Origin of the sequence: Micromonospora sp. RL09-050-HVF-A, assembly GCF_019374995.1 — a bacterium.
Lineage (GTDB): Bacteria > Actinomycetota > Actinomycetes > Mycobacteriales > Micromonosporaceae > Micromonospora > Micromonospora antibiotica.
The window spans coordinates 4148828-4174573 of sequence record NZ_JAGKQP010000002.1 but is presented as its reverse complement, the minus strand read 5'-3'; the positions used below and the strand labels follow the sequence as shown (position 1 = coordinate 4174573).

General features: G+C 72.7%; 24 protein-coding genes, 1 other RNA gene and 1 pseudogene. 17 read left to right on the top strand and 9 right to left on the bottom strand.

Features of this window, described 5'->3' with window-relative positions; genetic code table 11:
- Positions 1-8: 8 nt before the first annotated feature.
- From ffs to recR, 5 genes and pseudogenes are all read left to right on the top strand, one after another.
- An RNA gene (ffs, locus tag J7462_RS18270) (signal recognition particle sRNA small type) lies at positions 9-98 on the top strand.
- A gap of 44 nt (positions 99-142) precedes the next feature.
- Positions 143-1609 (top strand): annotated as a pseudogene (locus J7462_RS33685) (DNA polymerase III subunit gamma and tau); the annotation flags it as partial.
- 125 nt (positions 1610-1734) lie between these two features.
- Entirely contained in the window at positions 1735-2892 is a 1158-nt protein-coding gene (locus tag J7462_RS33680) for a hypothetical protein (RefSeq protein WP_374197583.1), read from the top strand.
- A gap of 108 nt (positions 2893-3000) precedes the next feature.
- Complete coding sequence (locus J7462_RS18255) at positions 3001-3309, top strand: YbaB/EbfC family nucleoid-associated protein (protein ID WP_219470436.1); 309 nt, start codon at positions 3001-3003, stop codon at positions 3307-3309.
- Between the two features lie 7 nt (positions 3310-3316).
- Entirely contained in the window at positions 3317-3910 is a 594-nt protein-coding gene (gene recR, locus J7462_RS18250; RefSeq protein ID WP_208570826.1) for a recombination mediator RecR, read from the top strand.
- A gap of 119 nt (positions 3911-4029) precedes the next feature.
- Here the strand turns inward: recR and J7462_RS18245 are convergent, their stop codons facing one another.
- Entirely contained in the window at positions 4030-4632 is a 603-nt protein-coding gene (locus tag J7462_RS18245; RefSeq protein WP_219465138.1) for a hypothetical protein, read from the bottom strand.
- Between the two features lie 766 nt (positions 4633-5398).
- On the opposite strand from J7462_RS18245, the gene J7462_RS18240 reads away from it, so the two are divergent.
- The 6 genes from J7462_RS18240 to J7462_RS18215 all read left to right on the top strand — a co-directional run bounded on the left by J7462_RS18240 (position 5399) and on the right by J7462_RS18215 (position 11657).
- Positions 5399-7075 carry an ABC transporter substrate-binding protein gene (locus J7462_RS18240; RefSeq protein ID WP_219465137.1) on the top strand — a complete coding sequence of 559 codons (1677 nt, stop codon included), beginning with the start codon at positions 5399-5401 and terminating at the stop codon, positions 7073-7075.
- A gap of 99 nt (positions 7076-7174) precedes the next feature.
- Positions 7175-8182, top strand: a complete 1008-nt coding sequence (locus J7462_RS18235; protein WP_208567678.1) for an ABC transporter permease — start codon at positions 7175-7177, stop codon at positions 8180-8182.
- A complete protein-coding gene (locus tag J7462_RS18230; protein ID WP_219465136.1) occupies positions 8179-9276 on the top strand; it encodes an ABC transporter permease in 1098 nt (365 codons plus the stop codon). The genes J7462_RS18235 and J7462_RS18230 overlap by 4 nt, the downstream gene beginning before the upstream one ends.
- A 127-nt stretch (positions 9277-9403) precedes the next feature.
- Complete coding sequence (locus J7462_RS18225) at positions 9404-10390, top strand: ABC transporter ATP-binding protein (protein ID WP_208567679.1); 987 nt, start codon at positions 9404-9406, stop codon at positions 10388-10390.
- On the top strand, positions 10387-10584 hold the full coding sequence (locus J7462_RS18220) for a hypothetical protein (protein ID WP_219465135.1): 198 nt from the start codon (positions 10387-10389) through the stop codon (positions 10582-10584). Before J7462_RS18225 ends, J7462_RS18220 begins: the two co-directional genes overlap by 4 nt.
- A complete protein-coding gene (locus tag J7462_RS18215; RefSeq protein ID WP_219470434.1) occupies positions 10581-11657 on the top strand; it encodes an ABC transporter ATP-binding protein in 1077 nt (358 codons plus the stop codon). Before J7462_RS18220 ends, J7462_RS18215 begins: the two co-directional genes overlap by 4 nt.
- 154 nt (positions 11658-11811) lie before the next feature.
- Here J7462_RS18215 and J7462_RS18210 read toward each other — a convergent pair whose 3' ends face one another.
- Entirely contained in the window at positions 11812-12303 is a 492-nt protein-coding gene (locus J7462_RS18210) for a hypothetical protein (RefSeq protein ID WP_219465134.1), read from the bottom strand.
- The gene (locus J7462_RS18205; RefSeq protein ID WP_219465133.1) at positions 12285-12944 is read right to left on the bottom strand and encodes an HNH endonuclease family protein; all 660 of its coding nucleotides are present in this window, start codon (positions 12942-12944) and stop codon (positions 12285-12287) included. Before J7462_RS18205 ends, J7462_RS18210 begins: the two co-directional genes overlap by 19 nt.
- A gap of 107 nt (positions 12945-13051) precedes the next feature.
- Between J7462_RS18205 and J7462_RS18200 the strand changes: the two genes are divergently transcribed.
- A complete protein-coding gene (locus J7462_RS18200; protein WP_219465132.1) occupies positions 13052-14515 on the top strand; it encodes an MFS transporter in 1464 nt (487 codons plus the stop codon).
- A 140-nt stretch (positions 14516-14655) separates the two neighbouring features.
- Here the strand turns inward: J7462_RS18200 and leuA are convergent, their stop codons facing one another.
- From leuA to J7462_RS18185, 3 genes are all read right to left on the bottom strand, one after another.
- On the bottom strand, positions 14656-16410 hold the full coding sequence (leuA, locus tag J7462_RS18195) for a 2-isopropylmalate synthase (RefSeq protein ID WP_219465131.1): 1755 nt from the start codon (positions 16408-16410) through the stop codon (positions 14656-14658).
- Between the two features lie 292 nt (positions 16411-16702).
- The gene (locus J7462_RS18190) at positions 16703-17233 is read right to left on the bottom strand and encodes a nitroreductase family protein (RefSeq protein ID WP_219465130.1); all 531 of its coding nucleotides are present in this window, start codon (positions 17231-17233) and stop codon (positions 16703-16705) included.
- An 84-nt stretch (positions 17234-17317) separates the two neighbouring features.
- Positions 17318-18139 carry a hypothetical protein gene (locus J7462_RS18185; RefSeq protein WP_219465129.1) on the bottom strand — a complete coding sequence of 274 codons (822 nt, stop codon included), beginning with the start codon at positions 18137-18139 and terminating at the stop codon, positions 17318-17320.
- Between the two features lie 243 nt (positions 18140-18382).
- Between J7462_RS18185 and J7462_RS18180 the strand changes: the two genes are divergently transcribed.
- Together J7462_RS18180 and J7462_RS18175 are read left to right on the top strand one after the other, a co-directional pair.
- Complete coding sequence (locus tag J7462_RS18180) at positions 18383-19648, top strand: aspartate kinase (RefSeq protein WP_208567685.1); 1266 nt, start codon at positions 18383-18385, stop codon at positions 19646-19648.
- Between the two features lie 5 nt (positions 19649-19653).
- Positions 19654-20715: an aspartate-semialdehyde dehydrogenase gene (locus J7462_RS18175; protein WP_208567686.1), complete on the top strand. Its 1062-nt coding sequence runs from the start codon at positions 19654-19656 to the stop codon at positions 20713-20715.
- A gap of 12 nt (positions 20716-20727) precedes the next feature.
- On the opposite strand, the gene J7462_RS18170 is transcribed toward J7462_RS18175, so the two are convergent.
- Positions 20728-22149 carry a diguanylate cyclase gene (locus tag J7462_RS18170; RefSeq protein ID WP_308290930.1) on the bottom strand — a complete coding sequence of 474 codons (1422 nt, stop codon included), beginning with the start codon at positions 22147-22149 and terminating at the stop codon, positions 20728-20730.
- Positions 22150-22323: 174 nt separating this feature from the next.
- On the opposite strand from J7462_RS18170, the gene J7462_RS32315 reads away from it, so the two are divergent.
- From J7462_RS32315 to J7462_RS18160, 3 genes are all read left to right on the top strand, one after another.
- On the top strand, positions 22324-22473 hold the full coding sequence (locus J7462_RS32315) for a hypothetical protein (RefSeq protein WP_255597775.1): 150 nt from the start codon (positions 22324-22326) through the stop codon (positions 22471-22473).
- Positions 22474-22523: 50 nt separating this feature from the next.
- Positions 22524-23006, top strand: coding sequence for a hypothetical protein (locus J7462_RS18165; protein ID WP_255597774.1), 483 nt, complete (start codon positions 22524-22526; stop codon positions 23004-23006).
- Between the two features lie 347 nt (positions 23007-23353).
- Positions 23354-23830, top strand: a complete 477-nt coding sequence (locus tag J7462_RS18160) for a hypothetical protein (protein ID WP_219465127.1) — start codon at positions 23354-23356, stop codon at positions 23828-23830.
- Between the two features lie 266 nt (positions 23831-24096).
- Here the strand turns inward: J7462_RS18160 and J7462_RS18155 are convergent, their stop codons facing one another.
- Both J7462_RS18155 and J7462_RS18150 read right to left on the bottom strand, forming a co-directional pair.
- Complete coding sequence (locus J7462_RS18155) at positions 24097-24777, bottom strand: M23 family metallopeptidase (RefSeq protein ID WP_219465126.1); 681 nt, start codon at positions 24775-24777, stop codon at positions 24097-24099.
- 197 nt (positions 24778-24974) lie between these two features.
- The gene (locus J7462_RS18150) at positions 24975-25706 is read right to left on the bottom strand and encodes an SDR family oxidoreductase (RefSeq protein WP_219465125.1); all 732 of its coding nucleotides are present in this window, start codon (positions 25704-25706) and stop codon (positions 24975-24977) included.
- Positions 25707-25746 lie beyond the last annotated feature (40 nt).

Here is a 25746-nt window from a genome sequence, read left to right as displayed (position 1 = left end):
GTGGGCGTTACCTCCCGTGCGGCGGTATCTCGTGAACCTCCCCAGGGCCGGAAGGCAGCAAGGATAAGCGAGCTCTGCCGGGTGCACGGGAGGCCTTTTTGTCTCCGCCCACCGGTACCGTACCTGCGGGTCGGGTCCCGGGGTGGTGGGTGGTCACCCGCGCCCGACCGGCGCAGAATGGCTCGGTCGAGAGGAGGCGGGGCGAGTGACGCTGGCGCTCTACCGCAAGTACCGGCCGCGCACCTTCGCCGAGGTCATCGGCCAGGAGCACGTCACCGAGCCGTTGTCGCAGGCGCTGCGCAGCGGGCGGCTCAACCACGCCTACCTGTTCTCCGGTCCCCGGGGCTGCGGCAAGACCTCCAGCGCCCGGATCCTGGCCCGTTCGCTCAACTGCGAGCAGGGGCCCACCCCGGAGCCGTGCGGGCAGTGTGCCTCGTGCCGGTCGCTGGCCGTCGACGGCTCCGGCTCGATCGACGTGATCGAGATCGACGCGGCCAGCCACGGTGGTGTCGACGACGCCCGTGAGCTGCGGGAGAAGGCGTTCTTCGCGCCGGCCCAGAGTCGTTTCAAGATCTATGTCATCGACGAGGCGCACATGGTCTCGTCGGCCGGCTTCAACGCCCTGCTCAAGCTGGTCGAGGAGCCCCCGGAGTACGTCAAGTTCATCTTCGCCACCACCGAGCCGGAGAAGGTCCTCGGCACGATCAAGTCGCGGACCCACCACTACCCGTTCCGGCTGATCCCGCCGAAGGTGCTCCGGCCGTACCTGGAGCAGCTCACTCAGGCCGAGGGCGTCACGGTCGATCCGGCGGTCTTCCCGCTGGTGGTGCGCGCCGGTGGTGGCAGCGCCCGGGACAGCCTCTCCGTGCTCGACCAGCTCATCGCGGGTGCCGGCCCGGAGGGGGTCACCTATGCCCGGGCCGCCGCGCTGCTCGGCGTCACCGACGCCGCGTTGATCGACGAGATGTGCGACGCGTTGGCCGCCGGGGACGGCGCGGCGGCGTACGCCACCGTCGACCGGGTGGCCGAGGCCGGGCACGATTCGCGCCGGTTCGCCTCCGACCTGCTCGAACGGCTGCGCGACCTGATCGTGCTCCAGCAGGTGCCGGACGCCGCCGGCAAGGGCCTGATCGACGGCCCGGCCGACCAGATCGAACGGATGGCCGCCCAGGCCCAGCGGCTCGGCCCGGCGACCCTGTCCCGGTGCGCCGACATCGTGCACAACGGTCTGGTCGACATGCGCGGCACCACCGCGCCCCGGCTGCTGCTGGAGCTGATCTGCGCCCGGATGCTGCTCCCCGGCGTCGACGACGCCACCGGTGCCCTGCTCCAGCGCCTCGAACGGATGGAGCGCCGGCTCACCCTGGGTGGCGGGGAGCTGCCGCCGGCCGCCGCCGGCTCCGCATCCCCCACCCCCACTCCTGCGGTACGTCAGGAGCCTCCCGCCCCGGGCGCGGCTGCCGCCGCGTCCGACCCGCAGACCGCCGGCCCGCCGGCGGCTGTCGATGCGCTGTCCGGGGCGGCCGCCGCCCGCGCCGCTGCCGCGTCGGCCGCTTCCCGGCCCAGCGGGCCTACCCCGCCCGCCCCCACCCCGCCCGCCCCCGCCGGCCCGCCCGGGACGACTCCGTCCCCACTGTCGGGGGGCCCGCGACTGACGGCTCCACCCCGACGGCCGGTGGTCCGGGCGTCGGTGACCCCGACCCGGCGGCCCGTCGGGTGCCGCCCTCGGCCGTCATGCCCGACCCGGCCACCCCCGAGCCGCCGCGTCCGGGTGCTGCGACACCCGGTGCCCTCGACGCCGTCGCGGTACGCCGGGTGTGGCCGGACGTGGTCGGTAAGGTCGGCCGGAAGAGCAAAAAGGTGGCGGCCTGGGCGCGGGAGGCCACCGTCCGGGAGGTCGACGGGCAGTCCCTCCTGCTCACGTTCCGGTACCCGTTCCACGCCCAGGCTCTCTCCGCCGAGCCGGACCTCCTCCTCGAAGCGCTGTACGAGGAGTTCGGCGGTCGGTGGCAGATCCGCTGCGAGGTGGCCGGTGAACGGGGTGGCGCGTCGTCCGGCGCTCCGTCCCGCCCTGCTGCCGCCCCGCCCCGACCGGCACCCGCCCCACCCACCGCACCGGCCGGGCCGGTCAGCGGCGCTTCGTCCGGCCCGTCCAGCGGTAACCCGGCCGGCCCGTCCAGCGGCACCCCGGCCGGGTCCACCGGCTCGCCCGGCCCCACCGCACCGGGCGGTTCGCCTGGCCCCACCGCCCGAAACGGTGCGGCTGGCGGCGGCGGTGCGGCACGGTCACCGGGTGGGCCGCCCGACCAGGTGGGCAGGGCGGGCAGCGCAGTCACCCCGGCCGACGCGGTCGGTGGGGGCGACGACGAGGGCTGGCCCGAACCGGCCCGCCCCGGCGGGTCCGCCAGCTCATCCTCCGACGAGTGGCCCGAACCGGCCCGCCCCGGTGGGGCTACGGCGACCGCGACGGCAGCCGCCCCGGCGGTGCCCGCTGCGCCCGCCGTACCCAGACCGGCCGGTCCGCCACCGACACCGCAGCCGGCGCCGGCCGGGGCCACCGGTGCGCCGGTGAGCAGCGCGATCGCGGCGGCGCGGGCGGCTGCGGCGGGTAAGGGACCTCGGGCCGCCCCGGCGGGACGCAGGACCGCCGACGCGGAGTGGGCGGGCGAGCCGCCCTACGACCCGGACTACGACGGTCCGGTCCGTGCCGGTGGGGCACCGGCGGGCGCGACCCGGGCCACTCCCGCATACGAGGGGTTCGACCCGGGTGACGAACCGCTGGACGAGGTGATCGACGAGCGGACCGCCCGGCAGTCGAGCGAGGAGCAGGCGGTGCAGTTGCTCCGTGAGGCGTTCGGTGCCGAGAAGATCGACGAGGTGGACGCGCGCTGACGCGCCGTTCCCCGGACCGGACCACCGGTCGCCCCCGACTAGGCTGGGCGCGGCCGAGCAGACGAGTGCGAGAAGGAGCCATCCGTGCGCCCAGGTGGACAGCCGAACATGCAGCAGATGCTGAAGCAGGCGCAGAAGATGCAGCAGCAGATCGCCAAAGCGCAGGCCGAGTTGGCCGAGGCGGAGGTGACCGGCACCGCCGGTGGTGGGCTGGTCACCGCGACCGTCTCCGGCTCCGGTGAGATCAAGGGCATCAGGATCGACCCGAAGGCGGTCGACCCGGAGGACGTCGAGACCTTGGAGGACCTGGTCGTCGCGGCCCTGCACAACGCCGCCGAGGCGGCCAAGGAGCTGACCGACCAGAAGATGGGCCCGGTGGCCGGCGGCATGGGCGGCCTCGGCCTGCCCGGATTCTGACCCGCCGATGTACGAGGGTGCCATCCAGGACCTGATCGACGAGTTGGGGCGGCTGCCGGGCGTCGGCCCGAAGAGCGCCCAGCGGATCGCGTTCCACGTCCTGTCGGCGGACCCGGCCGACGTCACCCGGCTGGCCGGGGCGTTGCGCAAGGTCAAGGACCTGGTCCGGTTCTGCACCACCTGCTTCAACGTCGCCGAGTCGGAGCAGTGCCGCATCTGCCGCGACCCGCGCCGCACCGACGAGGTGATCTGCGTGGTCGAGGAACCGAAGGACGTGGTGGCGATCGAGCGGACCGGTGAGTTCCGGGGCCGCTACCACGTGCTCGGCGGGGCGATCAATCCGCTGGAGGGGATCGGCCCGGACAACCTGCGGATCCGTGAGCTGATGACCCGGCTCAGCGCGGGGACGATCCGTGAGCTGATCCTCGCCACCGACCCGAACACCGAGGGTGAGGCGACCGCGACGTACCTGGCGTTGATGGTCAAGCCGATGGGGATCGCGGTCACCCGCCTCGCCAGCGGCCTGCCGGTCGGCGGCGACCTGGAGTACGCCGACGAGATCACCCTGGGCCGGGCCTTCGAGGGCCGCCGCGCGGTCTGACGCCCGGTCTCCGGTGCCGAGACGGTTCGTGGTCCCCAGGGCAGGCACCACGGCGACACGGTGGACATGCCGATGGCCGGCACCCCGGGCGGGGTGCCGGCCATCGTGTCGTACGGGGGTCAGCTGTTCCAGTGGTGGGCGACGAGGTCGGCGGCCTGGGTTTCCCACTGGGCGTAGTGGTCGGGGTACGCCGACACCTGGACGGTCTGGGCGGCCTTGGTCAGGGGCATGTCCTGCCAGCCGTCGACCTGCTTGAGGCCCTTGAGGAACGCCAGGGTGGCGTACTCGGGGTCGGTGATCTGCTCCACCGTGCCCCAGCCGGAGGACGGGCGTTGCTGGAACAGGCCCTGGGAGTCGTGGTCGTTGCGGTCGCCGAGGTGGCCGAGGTTTTCCAGCTTCGACTCCTGTAGGGCGGTGGCGATGGAGACCACGGCGGCGCGTTCGTCCATGCCGGCCTTCTTCGTCGCGGCGATGATGGCCTTGGCGTTGCCGGTCTGCTCGTCGTTCAGGTCGATGCGGGACTGGTCGCCCTGCACGCCGTGGGGGATCAGCTTGGTCTTGTCCACGGCGGGCTTGTCGGCCTGCACGGTGGTGGCGGCGGCGGCGGCGGGGTGGGTGTCGGTGGCGGCGTGGGCGTGGGTGGCGGGGCCGGCGAGGATGCCGCCGGTGAAGGCGAGGCCGGCGATGCCGAGGGCGGTCTTACGCAGGATGGTGGTGTTCATGGGGGTAGCTCCTTCGGGGTTGACGCCCGGGGACCGACCGGGGGGTCGGTGTGCCTGCCGGGGGCAGGCGTAGCGGGCGTGGGCACCACGTCGGGGCGCTCAGGTGGGGGGAGTTCGGGGGTCCCGGCCGGGGAGGTGGGCCGCTCGTGCCGGGGTCAGGTGTAACGACCGGGGTGCCGGGGCCATTCCCGCACGGATGCGGGGGGCGGGCCGGTCGGGGGTGTTGCTGCGGTCGTCCGTGGGAGGTGTAACGACCGTCGGTGCCCGCTCATTCCGCCGGGGGCGTCGGCCGGGCGGCCGGGGGTGCTGCTGCGGTCGTACGCAGGGTGTAACGCCTGCGGGCCGGCCCGGATTCCGGCCCGGGGGTGCCGCCGGTCACGGGACGTCGACCCCATGACACGCAGACCGCCCGGGCGGGCGCGCAGCGTACTCCCGGAACCGGACACGGTGCGCACGACGGCCGTTACGGTCCCCGACCGGTGCCCCGCCGACCGGGCTGCGGGAGGCGGCCGGGTGGTCCGGTGCCGGCGGGTGACCGGGAACGACCGCGGACTCGGATGGTCCGGGCGGTTGCGGACATATCTCCGAGGTACCGCTGTGACAGTCCTGTTTGTCGGGAGATCCGGCGGTGTCAGACCTTGCGCTTGGTGTCGGCTTGATAGCGATTGCCTAACGGCCGTTCCGCTTCGGTGTGACGTGTCATAGCCTCCCGCTCACGGACCGAGCCATGGACCGGCGTTGTTCAGGCGGATGACAGAGGTGAGAGATGCAGGCGAGAAGGCTAAGGACGGCCGTGAGCCTCGTGGCCGTTGCAGCCCTGGCGGTCGGCGCGGCCGGCTGTGCGGAGAGCGACCGCGGCGATGACAGCAGTGGCGAGGCCAAGACGGGCGGCACCTTCATCTTCGCCGGTGCCGGTGACCCGAAGAACTTCGACCCGATCTTCAACGACGACGGTGAGTCGTTCCGGCCGGTCCGGCAGATGTACGACACGCTGATCCAGCACAAGCCGGGCACGGCTGACCTGGTGGGTGGCCTGGCCGAGAGCTGGGAGCACGACCCCGACGGCAAGGTCTGGACCTTCAAGCTGCGTCAGGGCGTGAAGTTCCACGACGGCACCCCCTTCAACTCGGCCGCGGTCTGCTACAACTTCGACCGCTGGTACAACATGAAGGGCGCCGCCGCCCAGTCGCAGATGATCTACTACCAGGACGTCTTCGGCGGGTTCGCCAAGAACGAGGCCGAGGGTGCCGGCCAGGCGCTCTACAACAAGTGCGAGGCTAAGGACGAGGGCACCGCCGTCGTCACCCTCAACCAGTACAAGGGTGCGTTCCCCGGCGCGTTCGCGCTGACCGCGCTCTCGATCGCCAGCCCGGAGGCCCTCAAGAAGGGCGACGCCGACACGGTCAAGCAGAACGGCGACTCCTTCGAGTACAGCTCGTTCGCGACCACCACCCCGGTCGGCACCGGCCCGTTCACGTTCGGCGGCTGGGACAAGGCCAAGAACGAGATCACCCTGAACCGCAACCCCGACTACTGGGGCGAGAAGGCCAAGGTCGACAAGGTCATCATCAAGGTGATCAAGGACGAGAACACCCGTAAGCAGGAGCTGCGCGCGGGCACCGTCCAGGGCATCGACTTCCCGGCCCCGGCCGACCGCAAGGCGCTGTCCGGTGAGGGCTTCCAGGTCCTCGACCGCCCGGCGTTCAACATCCTCTACCTGGGCATCAACCAGAAGAACCCCAAGCTGAAGGACCTGCGGGTACGCCAGGCGATCGCCTACGCCCTCAACCGTCAGCAGCTCGTGCAGACCAAGGGCCCGGGTGGCACCAAGGTCGCCGACGAGTTCATGCCGGACACCGTGCTCGGCTACGCCCCGGACGTGCAGAAGTACGAGTACAACCCGGACAAGGCCAAGCAGCTGCTCAAGGACGCCGGCGCCGAGGGGCTGACCCTCAACTTCTACTACCCGCCGGACGTCTCCCGGCCGTACATGCCGAACCCGCAGGAGATCTTCACCGTCCTGGCCAACGACCTGCAGGCCGTCGGCATCAAGGTCAACGGCGTCCCGCGTCCGTGGAACGGTGGCTTCAAGGACGACGTGCAGCAGTTCGGCAAGCAGGACCTGCACATCCTCGGCTGGACCGGTGACTACAACGACCCGGGCAACTTCGTCGGCACCTTCTTCGGCCGGGGCAAGGTCGAGTTCGGCGACCAGGCCATGACCGAGATGTTCGAGGCCATCGCCAAGGCCGACGGCACCGTCGACGAGGCGGGCAAGAAGGCGGCCTGGGAGCAGGTCAACCGCGACATCGCCGCCAAGTGGCTGCCGGCCGTGCCGGTCTGGCACGCCCCGCCGGCCATCGTCGTCACCAAGGACGTGCAGGGGCTGGTCGCCAGCCCGCTGACCGACGAGCGGTTCAACACGGTCAGCGTCAGCAAGTGACGTCCGTCGGCTGACGCCGTAGGCGTGCATCGGCCCGGGTCGGGAGCAAGTGCCGGCCCGGGCCGATGCCGCGAACATCGAGAGTCTGGTGTGTGAGAGATGTTGCGAGTCATAGTCCGCCGCCTGCTGCAGCTGGTGGTGACGCTGATAGCGCTGTCCGCGCTGATTTTCGTCTGGTTGCGCAACCTGCCCGGCGGCCCGGTCGAGGCGCTGCTCGGCGAGCGGGCCACCCCGGAACGAAGGGCGCTGCTGATCAAGGCCCTCGGCTACGACCAGCCGATCCTCGTGCAGTACGGCAAGTTCATGCAGCGGGTCATCACCGGGGACCTGGGCAACTCGATCCGCTCCGGTGACCCGGTCACCGACGTCATCGCCCGCGCCTTCCCGGCCACCATCGAACTGGCCGTCGCCGCCATGATCATCGCGGTCGGCCTGGGCGTGCCGCTGGGCTACCTCGCCGCCCGTTACCGGGGCCGACTCCTCGACAACCTGACCATCGCCGGCACCCTGCTCGGCATCTCGATCCCGATCTTCTTCCTGGGCTATCTGCTCAAGGACGTCCTCACCCAGGACATCCACTGGTTCCCGCCGTCCGGGCGGATCAGCACCGGGATGGACAACACCACCGTGACCGGGTTCTACGTCCTGGACGGCCTGCTCACCCGGGAGTTCGACGCCAGCGCCGACGCGCTCTGGCACCTGATCCTGCCGGCGGTCACGCTGGCTACGATCCCGCTCGCGGTGATCGTCCGGATCACCCGGGCCAGCGTGCTCGACGTGCTCAACGAGGACTACGTGCGGACCGCCGAGGCGAAGGGCCTGCGGCACCGCACCATCCGGGGCCGGCACATCCTGCGCAACGCCCTGCTGCCGGTGGTCACCACCATCGGTCTGCAGACGGGCGCGCTGCTCTCCGGCGCGGTGCTCACCGAGAAGGTCTACAACTGGGGCGGCCTCGGCACCCTGATCACCGACTCGATCAGCGGCGGCCGGGACTATCCGGTGCTCCAGGCGATCATCCTGCTCGCCGCGTTGGTCTTCGTGCTGGTCAACCTGCTGGTCGACCTCTCCTACGCGTTCATCGACCCGAGGGTGCGTGTGCGATGAGTGACCCGACCACCCGCCCCGGCGTGGGCAAGCCCCGCACCGGCGACACCCCCACCGACCAGCCCGCCGAGGGCCCGGCCGCCGACGGGCAGGCCGGCGAGAACCCGACCGGCCAGCCCGGCGACACCCCGGCACAGCGGCGGGAGCGCAGCCTCGGTCGGCTCGGCGACCGTAAGCGGGCCCGGCTCGACGAGCTGGCGCGGGCCACCGCGGACCCGGGCGGGGTCAGCCTCTACCGGGACGCGCTGCGCCGGCTGCGCCGCAACCCGGTGGCCATCGTCGGTGCCGTCATCGTCGGACTGTTCGTGCTGGTGGCGATCTTCGCGCCGCTGATCGCCCCGCACGACCCGGTGCAGCGGTTCGACGAGCTGACCCGGGACCTGACCGTGGACAGCATCCCGGGTGCCACCGCCGGGCACCCGTTCGGCTCGGACCCGCTCGGTCGGGACTTCTTCTCCCGCATGATCCACGGCAGCCGGCAGACCCTCTTCGTCGGCGTGCTCGCCACCCTGATCGGCCTCACCCTGGGCGTACTGCTCGGTGCGGTGGCCGGTGCCTTCGGCGGCTGGGTCGACGTGGTGCTGATGCGCCTCACCGACGTGATGCTGGCGCTGCCCAGCCTGCTGCTGGCGATCACCCTGGTCGCGATGGCCAGCCGGTCGAGCCAGTGGACGGTCATCTTCGCGGTGGCGATCGTCAGCGTGCCGGTCTTCGCCCGGCTGCTGCGCGGCTCGATGCTCGCCCAGCGGGAGAGCGACCACGTGCTCGCCGCGCGGGCGTTGGGCGTCAAGGAGCGCAACATCGTCCTGCGGCACATGCTGCCCAACTCGCTGACCGCGGTGATCGTGCAGGCCACCCTGACCTTCGCGGTGGCGATCCTGGACGCGGCGGCGTTGTCCTTCCTCGGCCTCGGCGACCCGGACATCAACCGGGCCGAGTGGGGGCTGATGCTGGGTGTGGACGGCCAGCGCTACTTCGAGGTCCGCCCCGAGCTGGCCTACTATCCGGCGCTCGCGATCATCGTGGTCGCGCTCGGTTTCACCCTGCTCGGTGAGGCGATGCGTGAGGCGATCGACCCGAAGAACCGGCGGTGACGGCGGTGCGGCAGGTCGGTGTGCGACCCGCCCGACCGGGGGCCGGCGGTCCCGGGCCGGGCGGGCACCCGGTGGGCCGGCGACCGCAGCCGGGAGCGAACGACCAGCACAGTGAGGAAGTGACCCGATGAGCCTGCTCGACGTACGCGATCTGAGCGTGGTGTTCCAGCGCCGGGGCGAGCGGCCGTTCGCGGCGGTCGACCAGGTCAGCTTCACGGTGGAGCCGGGGCAGACGGTCGGCCTGGTCGGCGAGTCCGGCTGCGGCAAGAGCGTGACCAGCCTGGCCATCATGGGGCTGCTGCCGAAGCGGGGCAACCGGGTCACCGGCGAGGTGCTGTTCGAGGGCACCGACCTGCTCAAGCTGCGCCCGGACGACCTGCGGGACCGGCGGGGCCGGGACATCGGCATGATCTTCCAGGACCCGCTGTCCTCGCTGAACCCGGTCATCCCGATCGGGGTGCAGGTCGCCGAGGTGCTGGAGCGGCACCGGGGGATGGACCGGCGCAAGGCGCTGCGGGAGGCCCGGGAGTTGCTCGACGCGGTCGGCATCCCCGACCCGGACCGCCGGCTGACGGAGTTCCCGCACCAGATCTCCGGTGGGATGCGGCAGCGTGCCCTGATCGCCATCGCGTTGGCCTGCAAGCCCCGGTTGCTGATCGCGGACGAGCCGACGACCGCGCTGGACGTCACCATCCAGGCGCAGATCCTCACCCTGCTCAAGCAACTGGTCGACGAGACCGGCACCGCGCTCATCATGATCACGCACGATCTCGGGGTGGTGGCCGGTCTCTGCGACACGGTCAACGTGCTCTACGGCGGCCGGGTCGTGGAGCGGGCCGCCCGGCACGAGCTGTTCGCCCGGCCCCGGCACCCGTACACGCACGGGTTGCTCAGCTCGGTGCCCCGGCTCGACTCGCCGCGGGGCGAGCGGCTGCACGCCATCCGGGGTTCGGTGGCCGACAACATCCCGTGGGTCGAGGGCTGCGCCTTCGCGCCGCGCTGCGACAACGTGGTGGACGCCTGCCTGGACGGCCCGCCCCCGTTGGAGCCCACCGCCACCGGCGGCGACCTGCGCTGCAACAACCCTGTTTCGGAGGAGGTGGCGGTGCCGTGACCGAACGGACCGGACCGGAGAACGAGGCCGCGACCCAGCGGTCGGCCACGGACGACGCCGCGACCGGGCGGGTGGGGACGGACGACGCCGCGACCGGGCTGCCGGGAACGGAGGCCGGGACGACCACCGCGCCGGGCGACGCCGGGCCGGGCAGCCCGGGCCGGGGGACGCCACCGGGCAGGGGCGGCCGCTGATCGAGCTGCGCGACGTCAAGGTGCACTTCCCGATCAAGAGTGGCCTGCTCTTCGACCGTACCGTCGGCTACGTCTACGCGGTCGACGGCGTCTCACTGTCGATCAACGCGGGTGAGACGTACGGCCTGGTGGGCGAGTCGGGGTGCGGCAAGTCGACGCTCGGCCGGGGCCTGCTGCGGCTGGTCGAGCCGACCGACGGTGAGATCGTCTTCGACGGTGCCGACGTGCGCGCGCTCAAGGGCGAGTCGATGCGCAAGGCCCGCCGCCGGATGCAGATGATCTTCCAGGACCCGTTGTCCAGCCTGGACCCCCGGCAGTCGGTGGAGTCGCTGCTGGTGGAGGGGCTCAAGGCGCACGGGCTGGCCGACGACAAGGAGGCGACGAACCGGCGGCTGCGGGACACCCTGAAGGCGGTCGGGCTGCCCGCCTCGGCGTTGAGCAAGTACCCGCACGAGTTCTCCGGCGGGCAGCGCCAGCGCATCGGTATCGCCCGCGCGCTGGTCCTCGACCCGGATCTGATCGTCGCCGACGAACCCGTCTCCGCCCTGGACGTGTCGATCCAGGCCCAGGTGCTCAACCTGCTGGAGGACCTCCAGAACGAGCGCGGGCTGACGTACCTGATCATCGCGCACGACCTGGCGGTGGTCCGGCACATCGCCGACACGGTCGGGGTGATGTACCTGGGTGGGCTGGTGGAGGAGGCGTCCAGCGACGACCTCTACCGGGAGCCGATGCACCCGTACACCAGGGCGTTGATGTCGGCGGTGCCGGTGCCGGACCCGCTGGTGGAGGACCGGCGGGAGCGGATCCTGCTCGCCGGTGACCTGCCGTCGCCCACCAACCCGCCGGCCGGCTGCCGGTTCCACACCCGGTGCCCGTGGGCGCAGCCGACCCGCTGCGCCGACGAGCGGCCGGCGCTGCGGGACGTCGTGGGCGGGCACCGGGTGGCCTGCCACTTCGCCGAGGACATCGCCGCCGGGCGGCTCCGCCCGCACGACGTGGCGCCGGAGCTGGTCCGACCGGACGACGGCGGGGCGCCGGGCGACACCGGTGAGCTGATCCCCACCCTGTGAGCACACGACGAGGGCCCCTTCCCGGGTACGGGAAGGGGCCCTCGTCGTGTGCCACGCCGATCGGGCGGCCGGCGGGACGGGTGCGGGCCGCCGCAGGTGCGGCCGCAGCGGCGGTGATCCCGGGCGACGCCGACCGGACCGCTGCGGTGCCGGGTCAGCCCTCGGGGCGGTGCAGCAGGGCCACCGCAATGGTGTGTACGGCGTCCAGGCCGGCCGGGTCGGCCAGCTTGGCGGTCCCGCCCGTCACCGCGTACCACTCGTCGGCGTCCTTGTACTGGACGGCGAGGGTGACCTGGCCGTCGGCGTACCGGGACTTCAGGGTCAGCTCGCCGGTCACCACACCGACCTCGTCGGTCATCACCCCACCGGGGCCGGCGACCAGGTCGGCGGTCAGCTCGCGGGGCGTACCGTCGCCGCCCGCGTCGGCGGTCATCCCTGCGCCGGGCACCTCGGCCGAGCCGGCGGCCCGGCCGTCGGCGGTCATCCCGGCGGTGGCCGCCGTTGCGGCCCCGCCCCCGTCGACCCCGTCGCCGGCCGGTGCCGCCCCCTCGGGTGCCGCCCCTGCTCCGGTCGTTGCCGCCCCGGCCGGGTCGGCCCCGGCGTCGGCACCGCCCGGGCCGGTCGGTGTCAGCGCTTGCCCGCCCATGTGCACCCTCCCAACATGTCGGTGATGGCGGCCTTCTCGGCGCTGGTCACCGTCAACTTCCAGTGGTGCTTGACCTCTACCCAGTGTTCCGCGTACGTGCACCAGTAGGCGCGGTTCGGCGGTTTCCACTGCGACGGGTCCTGGTCACCCTTGGACCGGTTGGAGCTGGCGGAGACCGCGAAGAGCTGCGGCCGGGTCAGGTCGTTGGCGAAGTCACCCCGCTTGGCGTCGTCCCACTCGTCGGCGCCGGAACGCCACGCGTTGGCCAACGGCACCATGTGGTCGATGTCCACGTCGGAGGGGTCGGTGAAGGTCCGACCGTCGTAGACGCTCTCCCACCGCCCGCCGACCACGTTGCAGCCGGAGAGGCGGATGTCCTTCCCGTCCCGCTGGAGCACGCTGTCGCGGACGTCGCAGTTCTTGCCGGTGTCCCGCCAGTGCGGGAAGCGGTCGCGGCTGTAGCCCTTCATCGAACCGGCCTCGGCGACGGTCAGCTCCGCGAGCTGCTCACCGACGTTGCCGGAGTTGCCGGGTGGCGCCTCCGGCTCGGCCACCGAGACGTCACAACCACCCGCGCCGAGGGCGAGCAGCGCGGCAAGGGCCGCCGCCACCGCCGCGCGGCCTCCTGATCTGGTACGCACAGACGACACCTTTCCAGCTTGCGGGCTTCCGGCGATCCCGCACAGTACCCAAGCACGGTTTCCGCATTTCGTGGCGTCTCCGGATGTGGGCGTGCAGATTGGTACCCATGACGGCACCGGCTCACGCGCTCCGTATCCGTACCACAGCCGGGCGGGGGACGCTGCTCGCCGCGATCCTCGCCTCCGGCATGGTGTTCCTGGACAGCACCGTGGTCAACGTGGCACTACCCCGCCTGGGTGCGGACCTCGACGCCACCGTGGCCGGTCTCCAGTGGATGGTCAACGGGTACGCGCTGATGCTGGCGGCGTTCGTCCTGCTCGGCGGGTCGCTCGGGGACCGGTTCGGCCGGCGGCGGATCTTCCTGATCGGGGTGGTCTGGTTCGCGGTCGCCTCCGTACTGTGCGGGCTCGCCCAGGACACCAACCAGTTGATCGCCGCCCGGTTCCTCCAGGGGGCGGGCGGGGCGCTGCTCACCCCCGGGTCGCTGTCGGTGCTCCAGGCGAGCTTCCACCCGGACGACCGGGGCCGGGCGATCGGCACCTGGTCGGGGCTGTCCGGCGTGTCCACCGCGCTCGGCCCGTTCGTCGGGGGTTGGCTGATCGACGCGCTCTCCTGGCGGTGGATCTTCTTCATCAACCTGCCGCTCGCGGTCGGCGTGCTGCTGGCCGCGATGCGCTGGGTGCCGGAGAGCCGAGACGAGAACGTCTCCCGCAGTGCCGGCCGACGGTTCGACATCGCCGGTGCGCTGCTCGGCGCGCTGGCGCTGGGCGGGCTCACCTACGCCCTGATCGACGCCCCGGTACGCGGGGTCGGCTCCTGGCCGGTGCTGCTCGCCGCCGGTGCCGGTGTCCTCGCCGCGGTCTCCTTCGTGCTGCTGGAACGGCACCGGGGCGAGGGGGCGATGCTGCCCACCACGATCTTCGGCAGTCGGCTCTTCTCGGTGCTGAACGTCTTCACCGTGCTGGTCTACGCCGCGCTGAGCGGGTTCACCTTCTTCCTCTCCGTCTACCTGCAGAACGTCGTCGGCTGGTCGGCGCTGCGGACCGGGCTGGCCACCGTACCGATGACGGTGCTGCTGCTGCTCGGCTCGGCGCGGGCCGGGGCGTTGTCGGCGCGGATCGGCCCCCGGCTGCTGCTGACCGTCGGCCCGGTCGTCGCCGCCGGCGGGTTGTTGCTGCTGCGCCGGGTCGGGCCGGGCGCGTCGTACTGGTGGGACGTGCTGCCCGGGGTGCTGCTGTTCGGGATCGGGCTGACCCTGGTGGTGGCGCCGTTGACCGCGTCGGTGCTGGCCGCCGTGGCGGACCGGTTCGCCGGGGTGGCCAGCGGCTTCAACAACGCCGCGTCGCGCACCGGCGGTCTGCTCGCGGTGGCCGCGTTGCCGCTGCTGGTGGGTCTGTCCGGTACCGGCTACGAGCAGGCCGGCGCGCTGACCGACGCGTTCCGGGGGGCGATGGCCTGGTGCGCCGGGTTGTTGCTCGGCGGCGCGCTGCTGGCCGCCCTGCTGGTCCGCCGTCCCCCGTCCCCGGACCGCGCCCCGGGTCGGGCCGCGCCGTCGACCCGGGGCACGTAGCGGGATGGACGCGCCGGGGTGGCCGGCCGGTGGCGGGGTGGGCTCGGCCGGCCGTGCCGCCCCGGACCGGCAGCCGGCCCGGGGCTGGTGGTCGTGATCCGGGATCGTCCGGTGACGACCACCAGCCCGGACGGCGGCGATCAGGACCGGGTGCGGTTGGCGGCGCTGGTGACGGCCTTGATGGAGGCGGTGACGATGTTGGGGTCGGTGCCGACGCCCCACACGGTCTGGCCGTTGATGTCGCACTCCACGTAGGCGGCGGCCTGGGCGTCGCCACCGGAGGAGAGGGCGTGCTCGTGGTAGTCCAGCACGCGTACGGCCACGCCCACCGACTGGAGCGCGTTGACGTACGCGTCGATGGGGCCGTTGCCGACGGCGGTGAGGGTGCGCGCCGCGCCGTCGACGACCACCTGGGCCTCGATCTCGACCTTGCCGTCGACGGTGCCGATCGTGTAGCCGGTCAGCGTGACGGCCGGGTCGACCTGGTGGTCGAGCAGGTAGTTGCGGGCGAAGATCTGCCACATGGTGCCCGGCTCGACCTCGCCGCCATCGTGGTCGGTGACCTGCTGGACGACGCCCGAGAACTCGATCTGGAGCCGGCGCGGCAGGTCCAGCTGGTGCTCGGTCTTCATGACGTACGCGACGCCGCCCTTGCCGGACTGCGAGTTGACCCGGATGACCGCCTCGTAGGTGCGGCCCAGGTCCTTGGGGTCGATCGGCAGGTAGGGCACCGCCCAGGTGAACTCGTCGATCGGCACCCCGGCCGCCTCGGCGTCGCGGTGCAGCGCGTCGAAGCCCTTCTTGATGGCGTCCTGGTGGGAGCCGGAGAAGGCGGTGTAGACCAGGTCGCCGGCGTACGGGTGGCGCTCGTGTACGGGCAGCTGGTTGCAGTATTCGACGGCCCGCTTGACCTCGTCGATGTTGGAGAAGTCGATCATCGGGTCGATGCCCTGGGAGAACAGGTTCAGCCCCAGCGTCACCAGGTCGACGTTGCCGGTGCGCTCGCCGTTGCCGAACAGGCAGCCCTCGATCCGGTCCGCGCCGGCCAGCAGGCCCAGCTCGGCGGCGGCGACCCCGGTGCCCCGGTCGTTGTGCGGGTGCAGGCTCAGCACCAGGCTGTCCCGGCGGGGCAGGTGCCGGTGCATCCACTCGATCGAGTCGGCGTAGACGTTGGGGGTGGCCATCTCGACGGTGGCCGGCAGGTTGATGATCAGCTTGCGGTCCGGGGTGGGGTCGATCACCTCGATGACCTTGGCGCACACCTCCACCGCGTACTCCAGCTCCGTGCCGGTGTACGACTCGGGCGAGTACTCGTAGTAGATGTCGGTGTCCGGGGTGTGGATCTCGGCGTACTTGCGGCACAACCGGGCGCCCTGGGTGGCGATGTCGGCGATGCCGTCGCGGTCCAGGCCGAAGACCACCCGACGCTGGAGGGTGGAGGTGGAGTTGTAGAAGTGCACGATGGCCCGGCGCGCGCCGCGCAGCGACTCAAAGGTCCGCTCGATCAGGTGCTCCCGGCACTGGGTGAGCACCTGGATGGTGACGTCTTCGGGGATCAGGTCCTGCTCGATGAGCTGCCGGACGAAGTCGAAGTCGGTCTGGCTGGCCGACGGGAAGCCGACCTCGATCTCCTTGTAGCCCATCTGCACCAGCAGCTGGAACATCCGGCGCTTGCGTTCCGGCGACATCGGGTCGATCAGGGCCTGGTTGCCGTCGCGCAGGTCGACCGCGCACCAGCGGGGGGCGGCCTCGACGTGCCGGGTCGGCCAGGTGCGGTCCGGCAGGTCGATCCGGAACTGCTGGTGGTAGGGCTCGTAGCGCTGGTACGGCATCCGGCTGGGACGTTGCCGGGCGATCTGATCGGCTTCGGCGTCGGTGGTGACAGGTTGAGCCATGACGGAGTGCTCCCGTGGGTCAGGTGGCGTCAGCATTGCGAATGATGTCGGCAGGGGTCGGGCGGCGATGCCCGGACGGGTGCCGAAAGAAGTTCGGATCTGCTGGACGGCGCGGTTCGACTCCGCGACGGGGTGCCGGCCGGTCAGGCCCCGTCGCGGCGACCAAGGAGAAGGTACGCCTGCCACATGACAGAGTGACCCTACGTGATGAGACGGGGGGTGGGAAGGTCGGTCCGGACTCTGAGATCCGCATCGCACCCGCCGGGATCGGCGTCGGTTCGGCGGTGACCCGTCAACCCAGCAGCAGGGCGTGGACGGGGTGCCGGTGCCGCAGGGCGGTCTCCCGGCGCAGCAACTCCTCGGGCAGCGTGGACGGGTCGCCGAGCCGGCCGACGGCGGTCACCACCAGGGGGCGGACCCCCGGCGGCAGGTCCAGGTCGGCGGCGAGCGCGGCCCGGTCGAGGTCGCGGATCTGGCGCGTGTACAGGCCGAGCGCGGTGGCCTGGACGGTCAGGTGGGCGATCGACTGGCCCAGGTCGTACGCGTGCCGTTCCGGGTCGCCGCCGGTGTGCGCGCCCACCACCAGCGCGGCGGCGTGCCGGGCCCAGCCCTGGTCGGCCTCGGTGAGGCTGACCAGGATGCGTTTCCAGGTCTCGTCGTCGCGGTGGCCGAGGGCGAACCGCCACGGCTGGGCGTTCCCGGCCGACGGGGCCCAGCGGGCGGCCTCCAGCAGGGACGCGGCCTCGTCGCCGGTCAGCTCGGCGGTCGGGTGGAACGCCCGGGGGCTCCACCGGTAGGCGAGCAGCGGAGTGAGATCAGCCATGCGAAGAGAATCCCGTATGAGGTTTTTAACCATTTTTGCTGCCCAGGCAAATGTGGTCAAGAGCACCCGTAACGCCTTGACGGGTCAGGACGTTTCCGGGCTCGGGGAGGGCTGCTCCGCCTGCTGCCCCAGCGGCTCCCCGGTCACCACCGGCCCCGCCAGCGGCACCGTGTCCGGCGCCGGACCGGGCGGGCCGGCCAGGGTCAACGTGCCCAGCGCCGCCCGGACGAAGGTGGGCGTACCGTCCGGCTGGTAGCAGTAGATCCCCACGTCCAGCGGTGGGGTCAGCGAGGCGGCGGTGCTCTCCACCGCGTAGCAGCTCCCGGGCACCCCGGGCGGGGCCGTCGCCACCGAGACCGACAGTGCGCTACGCCGGTCGGTGAGCACCGCCAACCAGTCGGTGAACGGGTGCTGCACCCGGGGGTCCAGCGGGCGCGGCACCGCGTCGTCGCGCCCGCCGAGCCGCACACAGCTCGCCGGCCCGGGACGGCCGGCCGACGGCAGCCCGCACTGGAAGAGCCCGTCCGGGGTGGCGGCGAGCGCGACGTCGGCCGTACCGCCGAGTGCGCCTCCCGGCACGTCCACCCGCCAGCTGCCGTCGGCGGCGCTGACCACCGTGATGTCACGGGTCGGGCCGTCGGTGCCGGACAGGGTGTAGCGGGCGGTCAGGTGCCGGTCCCGGGCGGCGGCGGCCAACGCGGCCAGGTCGTCTCGGGCGGTGTCTGCCACGGCCGGCGCGGGATCGGAGGGGGCCGCGGTCGGCGGTGCGGTCGGGCCGTCGGCGGCGCAGCCGGCCGGCAACGCCAGCAACACGGGCAGCACCAGCAGCAGCGGAGCCGGCAGCGTCGGCCGGGACGGGGCCGGGACGACGATCGACCGGCGGGCCGTGCGGGGGTGGGCTTGCACCGGGTCATTCTGCGCCGGGCGGCCGTCGCGGGCAGCCCCGCGCCCACGGGTCGCCGGGTCGGCGTGTCGGCGCCGCCGCACGGGAAATGCCCGTCCGGATCGGCCGCCCGCGCCGGATGGTGGGATCACCTGACCCGCTCTCGCGTACCGCCCGATACCCTGGGGAGGTCTGACACGCGCCGCCGGACTTCAGCCGGCGGCGTCGGCACGCTCAGGGTCGTCGCTGGGAGGGAGTGCGCCGTCGTGGCACTCGTGGTGCAGAAGTACGGCGGGTCCTCCGTCGCCAACGCCGAGCGGATCAAGCGGGTCGCCGAGCGGATCGTCGCCGCCCGCAAGGCCGGTGACGACGTCGTGGTGGTGGTCTCCGCCATGGGCGACACCACCGACGAGCTGCTCGACCTGGCCAACCAGATCAGCCCGCTGCCGCCGGGGCGTGAGCTGGACATGCTGCTCACCGCCGGGGAGCGGATCTCGATGGCGCTGCTCGCCATGGCGATCCACAACCTGGGGTACGAGGCCCGTTCGTTCACCGGTTCGCAGGCCGGGGTGATCACCACCTCGGCGCACGGTCGGGCGCGGATCATCGACGTCACCCCCGGGCGGCTCAAGGGCGCGCTCGACGAGGGGGCGGTGGTGATCGTGGCCGGCTTCCAGGGCGTCTCGCAGGACACCAAGGACGTCACCACCCTGGGCCGGGGTGGTTCGGACACCACCGCCGTGGCGCTCGCCGCCGCGTTGTACGCCGACGTCTGCGAGATCTACACCGACGTGGACGGCGTATTCACCGCCGACCCGCGGATCGTGCCCAACGCCCGGCACATCCGGCACATCACCTACGAGGAGATGCTGGAGCTGGCCGCCTGCGGCGCCAAGGTGCTGCACCTGCGCAGCGTGGAGTACGCCCGCCGGGCGGGGTTGCCGATCCACGTCCGTTCGTCATACTCGACCAACACCGGCACCATGGTCACCGGATCGATGGAGGACCTTCCCGTGGAACAGGCACTGATCACCGGGGTCGCCCACGACCGCAGCGAGGCGAAGATCACGATCGTCGGGGTGCCCGACGAGCCGGGCGCGGCCGCCAGCATCTTCGACACCGTGGCCGGTGCCGAGATCAACATCGACATGATCGTGCAGAACGTCTCCACCGAGGGCACCGGGCGTACCGACATCTCGTTCACCCTGCCCAAGGCCGACGGCCCGACGGCGATGGCCGCGCTCAGCAAGATCCAGGAGCCGGTCAAGTTCAAGGGCCTGCTCTACGACGACCACGTCGGCAAGGTGTCGCTGATCGGCGCGGGCATGCGGTCGCACCCGGGCGTGGCGGCCGGGTTCTTCGCCGCCCTCGGCGCGGCCGGCGTCAACATCGAGATGATCTCCACCTCGGAGATCCGGGTCTCCGTGGTCTGCCGGGACACCGACCTCGACCGGGCGGTCCGGGCCATCCACGACCAGTTCGAGTTGGGCGGCGACTCCGAAGCCGTGGTGTACGCGGGAACAGGACGGTAGCCCCGGTGGCACCGCAGCCCACCCTGGCCGTGGTCGGGGCGACGGGGGCTGTCGGCACCGTGCTGTGTGACCTGCTCTCCGCCCGGCGCAACGTCTGGGGAGAGATCCGGCTGCTCGCCTCGGCCCGCTCGGTCGGGCGGAAGGTGCGCTGCCGGGGTGAGGAGTTGACCGTCGGCGCACTCACCCCGGAGGCGTTCGACGGGGTCGACGTGGCGGTCTTCGACGTGCCCGACGAGGTGTCGGCACGGTGGGCACCGATCGCGGTCGACCGGGGAGCGGTGGTCGTCGACAACTCCGCCGCGTTCCGGATGGACCCGGACGTCCCGCTGGTGGTGCCCGAGATCAACCCGGAGCAGGTGGACCACCGCCCCCGGGGGATCATCGCCAACGCCAACTGCACCACGCTGACCATGATCGTGGCGATCGCCCCACTGCACCGCGAGTACGGCCTACGGGAGTTGGTGCTCGCGTCCTACCAGGCGGTGTCGGGGGCGGGCCAGGCCGGGGTGGACGCGCTGCACCGGCAACTCGGCAAGATCGCCGGGGACCGGGTGCTCGGCTGCCGGCCCGGTGACGTCCGGCAGGCGGTCGGCGACGACCTGGGGCCCTTCCCGGCGCCGCTGGCGTTGAACGTGGTGCCGTGGGCGGGATCGCTGGCCGACGACGGGTGGTCCTCCGAGGAGATGAAGGTCCGCAACGAGTCCCGCAAGATCCTCGGTCTGCCCGACCTGAAGGTCTCCGCCACCTGCGTACGGGTGCCGGTGGTGACCGGCCACTCGGTCGCGGTGCACGCGGTCTTCGCCACCGAGGTCGACGCCGAGGGGGCCCGGGAGGCGCTGCGCAACGCCCCCGGCGTGATCCTGGTCGACGACCCGGCCGCTGGTGAGTTCCCGATGCCCATCGACGCGGTCGGCACCGACCCCTCCTGGGTCGGCCGGATCCGCCGGGCCGTCGACGACCCGCGCGCCCTCGACTTCTTCGTCACCGGCGACAACCTCCGCAAGGGCGCCGCCCTCAACACCGCGCAGGTCGCCGAACTCGTGGTCAAACCCCGCTCCCGCCCCTGACCGACCGGTCGGTCAGCCGGTGGACAGGTGCACGCGGTCCCGGCCCCGGTGCTTGGCGGCATAGAGGGCCTGGTCGGCGCGGTGCAGGGTGCGGTCGGCCGCCTCGCCGGGGTGGGGGAGGGCCACACCGACGCTGATCGTACGGCCGGTGCGCCGGGCCGCCTCGGTGAGCCGCTCGGCGATCCGGACCGCCTCGTCCGGGTGCGCCACCTCGATCACCGCGACGAACTCGTCGCCGCCGGTGCGGTACAGCTCGTCGCCGTGCCGCAGCGCCGCCTCCAGGGCCCGGGCCAGCCCCACCAGCAACCGGTCCCCGGCCTGATGACCGTAGGTGTCGTTGACGGTCTTGAAACCGTCCACGTCGATGGCGAGCAGTGCGGTACGCCCGGGGGCGGCCGCCGCGATCCGCCGCCCGAACGTGCCGGTGTGCCGCAGCCCGGTGAGCGGGTCCAGGCTTGCCTGTTCCCGCAGCTGGGCCAGGGTGCGCAGCCGCTCCAGGGCGGCCCACGCCTGCCCGGCGAGCAGCTCCATCAGGTTGACCGTGGTCGGGTCGGGGCGCAGCAGCCGTTCGTCGGCGACCAGCAGCACCCCACCGTCGTCCGGCGGACCGACCGGCACCGACACCAGGGTGCGCACCCCGGCACGGGCCAGCGCGAGATGTTCCTCGGTGGGCGGGCACCCCGCCTCACCCAGCGTGTACGCCGCGCCGTACCGGTGGGCCCGCGCGACGAGCCGGTCGAGTTGCGCGGGCGGGGCGTCGGCGAGAGCGGCCCGGATCCGCGACTCCCACTCGGTGGGGACCGTCGTGGGTGCGCCGACCCGGGGGCCGTGCCGACCGGCGAGCACCAGCACGGCGGTGGAGAGGGTGGAGACCTCCCGGGCGGCGGTGAGCGCGGCGGCCATCAGATCCCAGTCGGTGGGGGCCGAGGTCATCGCGGTGGCGTGCCGGAGCAGTTTCTCGCTGCGGCTCTCGGCGGGCGGCCCGCCCAGCGCCGCGATCCGGGCCCCGAGGCGTTCAGCGAGGCGTTCGGCCGTCTCCCGCCACGGGGCCAGCTCGACCGGCCCGCTCCACTGGAGGTCGAGCACGCCGATCACCCGCCCCGCCGGGTCCCGCACCGGTACGCAGACCTCGGCCGTGACGTCGGGGCGTAACGGCAGGTAGTCGGGGTCGGTGGTGACGTCGTCGACGGTGGCGCCCCCGCCGGAGGCGTACACCCGGCCGACGATGCCCGACTTGGGTGCGACGGTGGAGAACACCTGCCAGGCGCCGGTCGCGGCGATGCAACGGAGCCGGTCGTGCGCCTGGAGCAGGACGGAGATCGTGGCGGGGACGTACCGGGCGAGCGCGGTCACCGTCCACCGGCACGCCTCGGCAGCGGTCGACGCCATCGGCAGGCGGACCGTGACGTCCCGGACGACTCGCTCGTGATCCACGTTTTTCCAGGTGAGAAGGCCCGACGGGTGCCGGGGGCTGCAATCAAGCGTACTCAGCGGGAAGGAGCCGGTCACACTAAGATCACTTCGTTCGTACACATGTTTCATCCACAGGGTGTGGACAGGGCCTGTGGGCGATAGCGTGGGAGGCCCGGAGGCGGCGGAAGGGGCCGGGTGGAGCTGCTCTGGTACGTCGCCTACGGGTCGAACCTGCACGCCGCCCGGCTCGGCTGGTACCTCGCCGGGGCCGGCCGCCCGGCGGGCTGCGGTCGTACCCCGGCTGTCGGGACTGCCGACCACCGCGCCGGACGCGACCGGCGCTGATCCCCGGTGGCATCTACTTCGCCGGGGAGTCCCGGGCCTGGACCGGCGGGATGGCCTTCTACGACCCGGAGTTGCCCGGCGTCGCGGCGGCCCGGGGCTACCTGCTCACCCGGGCGCAGTTCGCCGACCTCGCGGCGCAGGAGATGTACCGCCCGCCCGGCGACGACCTGCCCGCCCTCGACGAGGCGGTCGCCGCCGGCCGGGCCACCCTCGGCCCGGGCCGGTACGAGACCCTGCTGCGGGTCGGCACCGCCGACGGGCTGCCGATGCTCACCTTCACCGCGCCGTGGCGGGCCGCCGACGTGGCATGGACCCCGCCCGCCCCCGTCTACCTGCGGATGATCGCCGACGGGCTGCGGGAGGCGCACGGCTGGTCGCCGGCCGAGACGATCGACTACCTGGCCGCCCGACCGGGGGTGGCCGGGCACTGGACCCGGCACCGACTGGTCGCCCTGATCCACCCGGCGGACGAGTGTGGATCGGTGGAAGGGACGCCCCCGTCGGACCATCGCGCCACCCATGATCGCCATTAGGACCCCACTGCCGGGACTGGCGGATCTGTTTGCCGGCGCGGCGCTTTTCGAGTTAACAGTTGTCGTCCGGCACCTATAGCCTCGGCGCACACTCTCCGTGGTCGACGTCCTCATGACGGCGTCACCGACGGGAGCAAGGGCAGCTACACGTACCCGCCGATCACCGGGGGCCTGGTGACGGTCCGTACGGGAGCACCCACGGTGACCGGCGCGCGGAGGGGCGATCGCCGGCCACCGTCCGACCGTCCCGGGTGAACGGCCGGCGACTCCTCGCACCGGGAGCCGCCGTCCCACCCCGGGGCGGTCGACCCGTTTCCACCCCGACCCGGCTCTGCCATGCTGGCCCGGTGACGGTGACCTGGCGACACCTGCCCGCCCCGGCCCGCGAGATCGCGGTGGCCGCCACCGAGGCGGTGGACGCCGCCCAGGCCCGCGACGACGCGGCGTACGACCGGGCGGTGGTCCGGCTCGCCGGTGCCGACCGTGCCGGGCTGGTCGTCGGTGGGGTGGTCCGGCTCCTGCTGGAGCAGGCGCACCCCGACGGGCTCGACAGCGACGACGTGCGGCAGGTGCTGGAACGCTGCGTCCGGTCCGCCGCCACCTGGCGACCCGACGTCGACCCGCAGGTGGTTCTGGTCCTGCTGGCCGGGGCGCTCGGCGTCTACGACCCGGGCGACGACGACACCCCGCCCGACCCGACCGCCGTCGCCGCCCACGCGCCGCTGCTGGTGGCCGACCTGCTCGCGGTGACCGGCGTCCCGTTCGCCGGGTGCCTGGAGGCGGCGTTCGCCGAGGTCGCCCGCACCGAACGCCACGACGACTGACCCTGCCCGGCGGGCACGACGCCGCCCGCCCGCCGGGCAGGGTGGGCAGCTCAGGGCTGCGTCCGCCAGCAGCAGGGCCACCACCGCCACCAGCAGACCCGGCAGCTCGCGGTTCCAGGTGACGAGCAGCAACACCGCGAGGACGGGTACCACGATCGTCCAGTCGGACATCCGGGCGCGGCGCAGCGCAGCCATGCCGTACACCCTGCCAGGAAGACCGGGTCGTCGTGTCGCGCCGGGCGGCGGAGCCCCCGCGCCCGGGGTGGTCACCGCGCCGGCTCGACCACCGCAGCCTCGCCCGGGACGCCCCGGTCGACCTCGACCGGCGGGTCACCCGGCCGCCGCCACGACCGGTAGTGCCGGAAGGCCATCGGCAAACCCCGGGCGGCGTACGGGTCGGCGGCATCCATCACCTGTAGGTGCAGGTGCGGCTGGGTGGAGTTCCCCGAGTTGCCGCAGTCGCCCAACTCCTGCCCGACGTCGACCGGGTCACCCACCGCCACCCGGACCGACCCGGCGCGCAGGTGGGCGAGCAGGACGTACCCCCGGCCGCCGGCCAGCTCGACGATCACGTGGTTGCCGGCGACGGCGCCCGCGCCCCGGCGGACCCGGGCCGCCTGGGTCAGCGCGTAGCCCAGCAGCGTCGTCGGCGACCGGCGGGCCTCGTGGTCGACCTCCCCGTCGTGCACCGCCAGCACCCGCCCGGCGGCGGGGGCGAGGATCGGCCGCCCGAAGGCCAGGAACCGCTGCGGCGGCTCGGTCGCCAGCAGCGTCCGCCAGTCCCGGACGGCCGCCGTCCGTCGCCCCCGCACCGCCACGAAATCGATCGCGTACGTGGTGGCGAAGAGGTCGGTGCCGTGGCTGGGCACCCGTCGGGCGGGGCTGTTGCGGACCAGCCAGGTGCCCCGGAACGGCAGGGCGAGCACGACCGGATCGGGGATCGACATCGGGCTCCTTCCCGGTCTCCCGGCCACCGACTCTAGGACCGTCGCGCTCGCCTCCCACTCCCCGCCCCACGCGGGCGCGTCGTGGTCGACCCGGAGGGACGGTCTTCGGGTGAGGGCTCCATGCCCCCCAGGCATATTCATGCCTGACAGTCATACTGGTTCGTGGGTGATCGGTGCCCCGCCCCGGCTGGGCCGTCTCACCACGGCACCTTCCCGCCGTCGTCGAAGAACCCGCCGCTGGGGCACTCCCGCCCCAACGTGGCCAGCCGCAGCACCACCGCCGCGCCCTCGGCCGGCGTCCGGGACAGCTGAAAGGGCAAACCCTTGGCGAAATCCGTGTCACACGCCCCCGGCGCGATCGCGTTCACCAGGATCCCGTCCCCGGCCAGCGCCTTCGCATACTGCACGGTCAGCATGTTCAACGCCGCCTTGGACACCGGATAACCCAGCGACGCCGGCATCCGGCTCAAATAATGGGTCGCGTCGGTCATCCACGCCATCGACGACGTGCCACTGGACACGTTCACGATCCGTGCCCCGGCCGAGCGGCGCAGCAGCGGCAGCATCGCCTCGGTCACCGTCACCACCCCGAACAGGTTCGTCTCGAACACCTCCCGGATGCCGTCCAGCCGGGCCGCCCCCGGTGCCTGCGCCGCCAGGTCACCGCCGATCCCCGCGTTGTTGACCAGGATGTCCAGCCGACCGAACCGGGCCCCGATCTCCTCGGCGGCAGCGGCGACCCCGGCCGGATCGGTCACGTCCAGCCGGATCGCCGACGCGCCCTCGATCCTCGCCGCCGCCTCAGCTCCCCGCTCCGGGTCCCGGGCACCGACCAGCACCGTGATCCCCAACTCGGCGAGGCCTTCCGCGACGGCCCGCCCGATCCCCTTGTTCGCCCCGGTCACCAGCGCGATGCGTGCTCCACTCATGCCCCGAGCCCACCACCGGCAGCGCCTGCGGACCAGGACC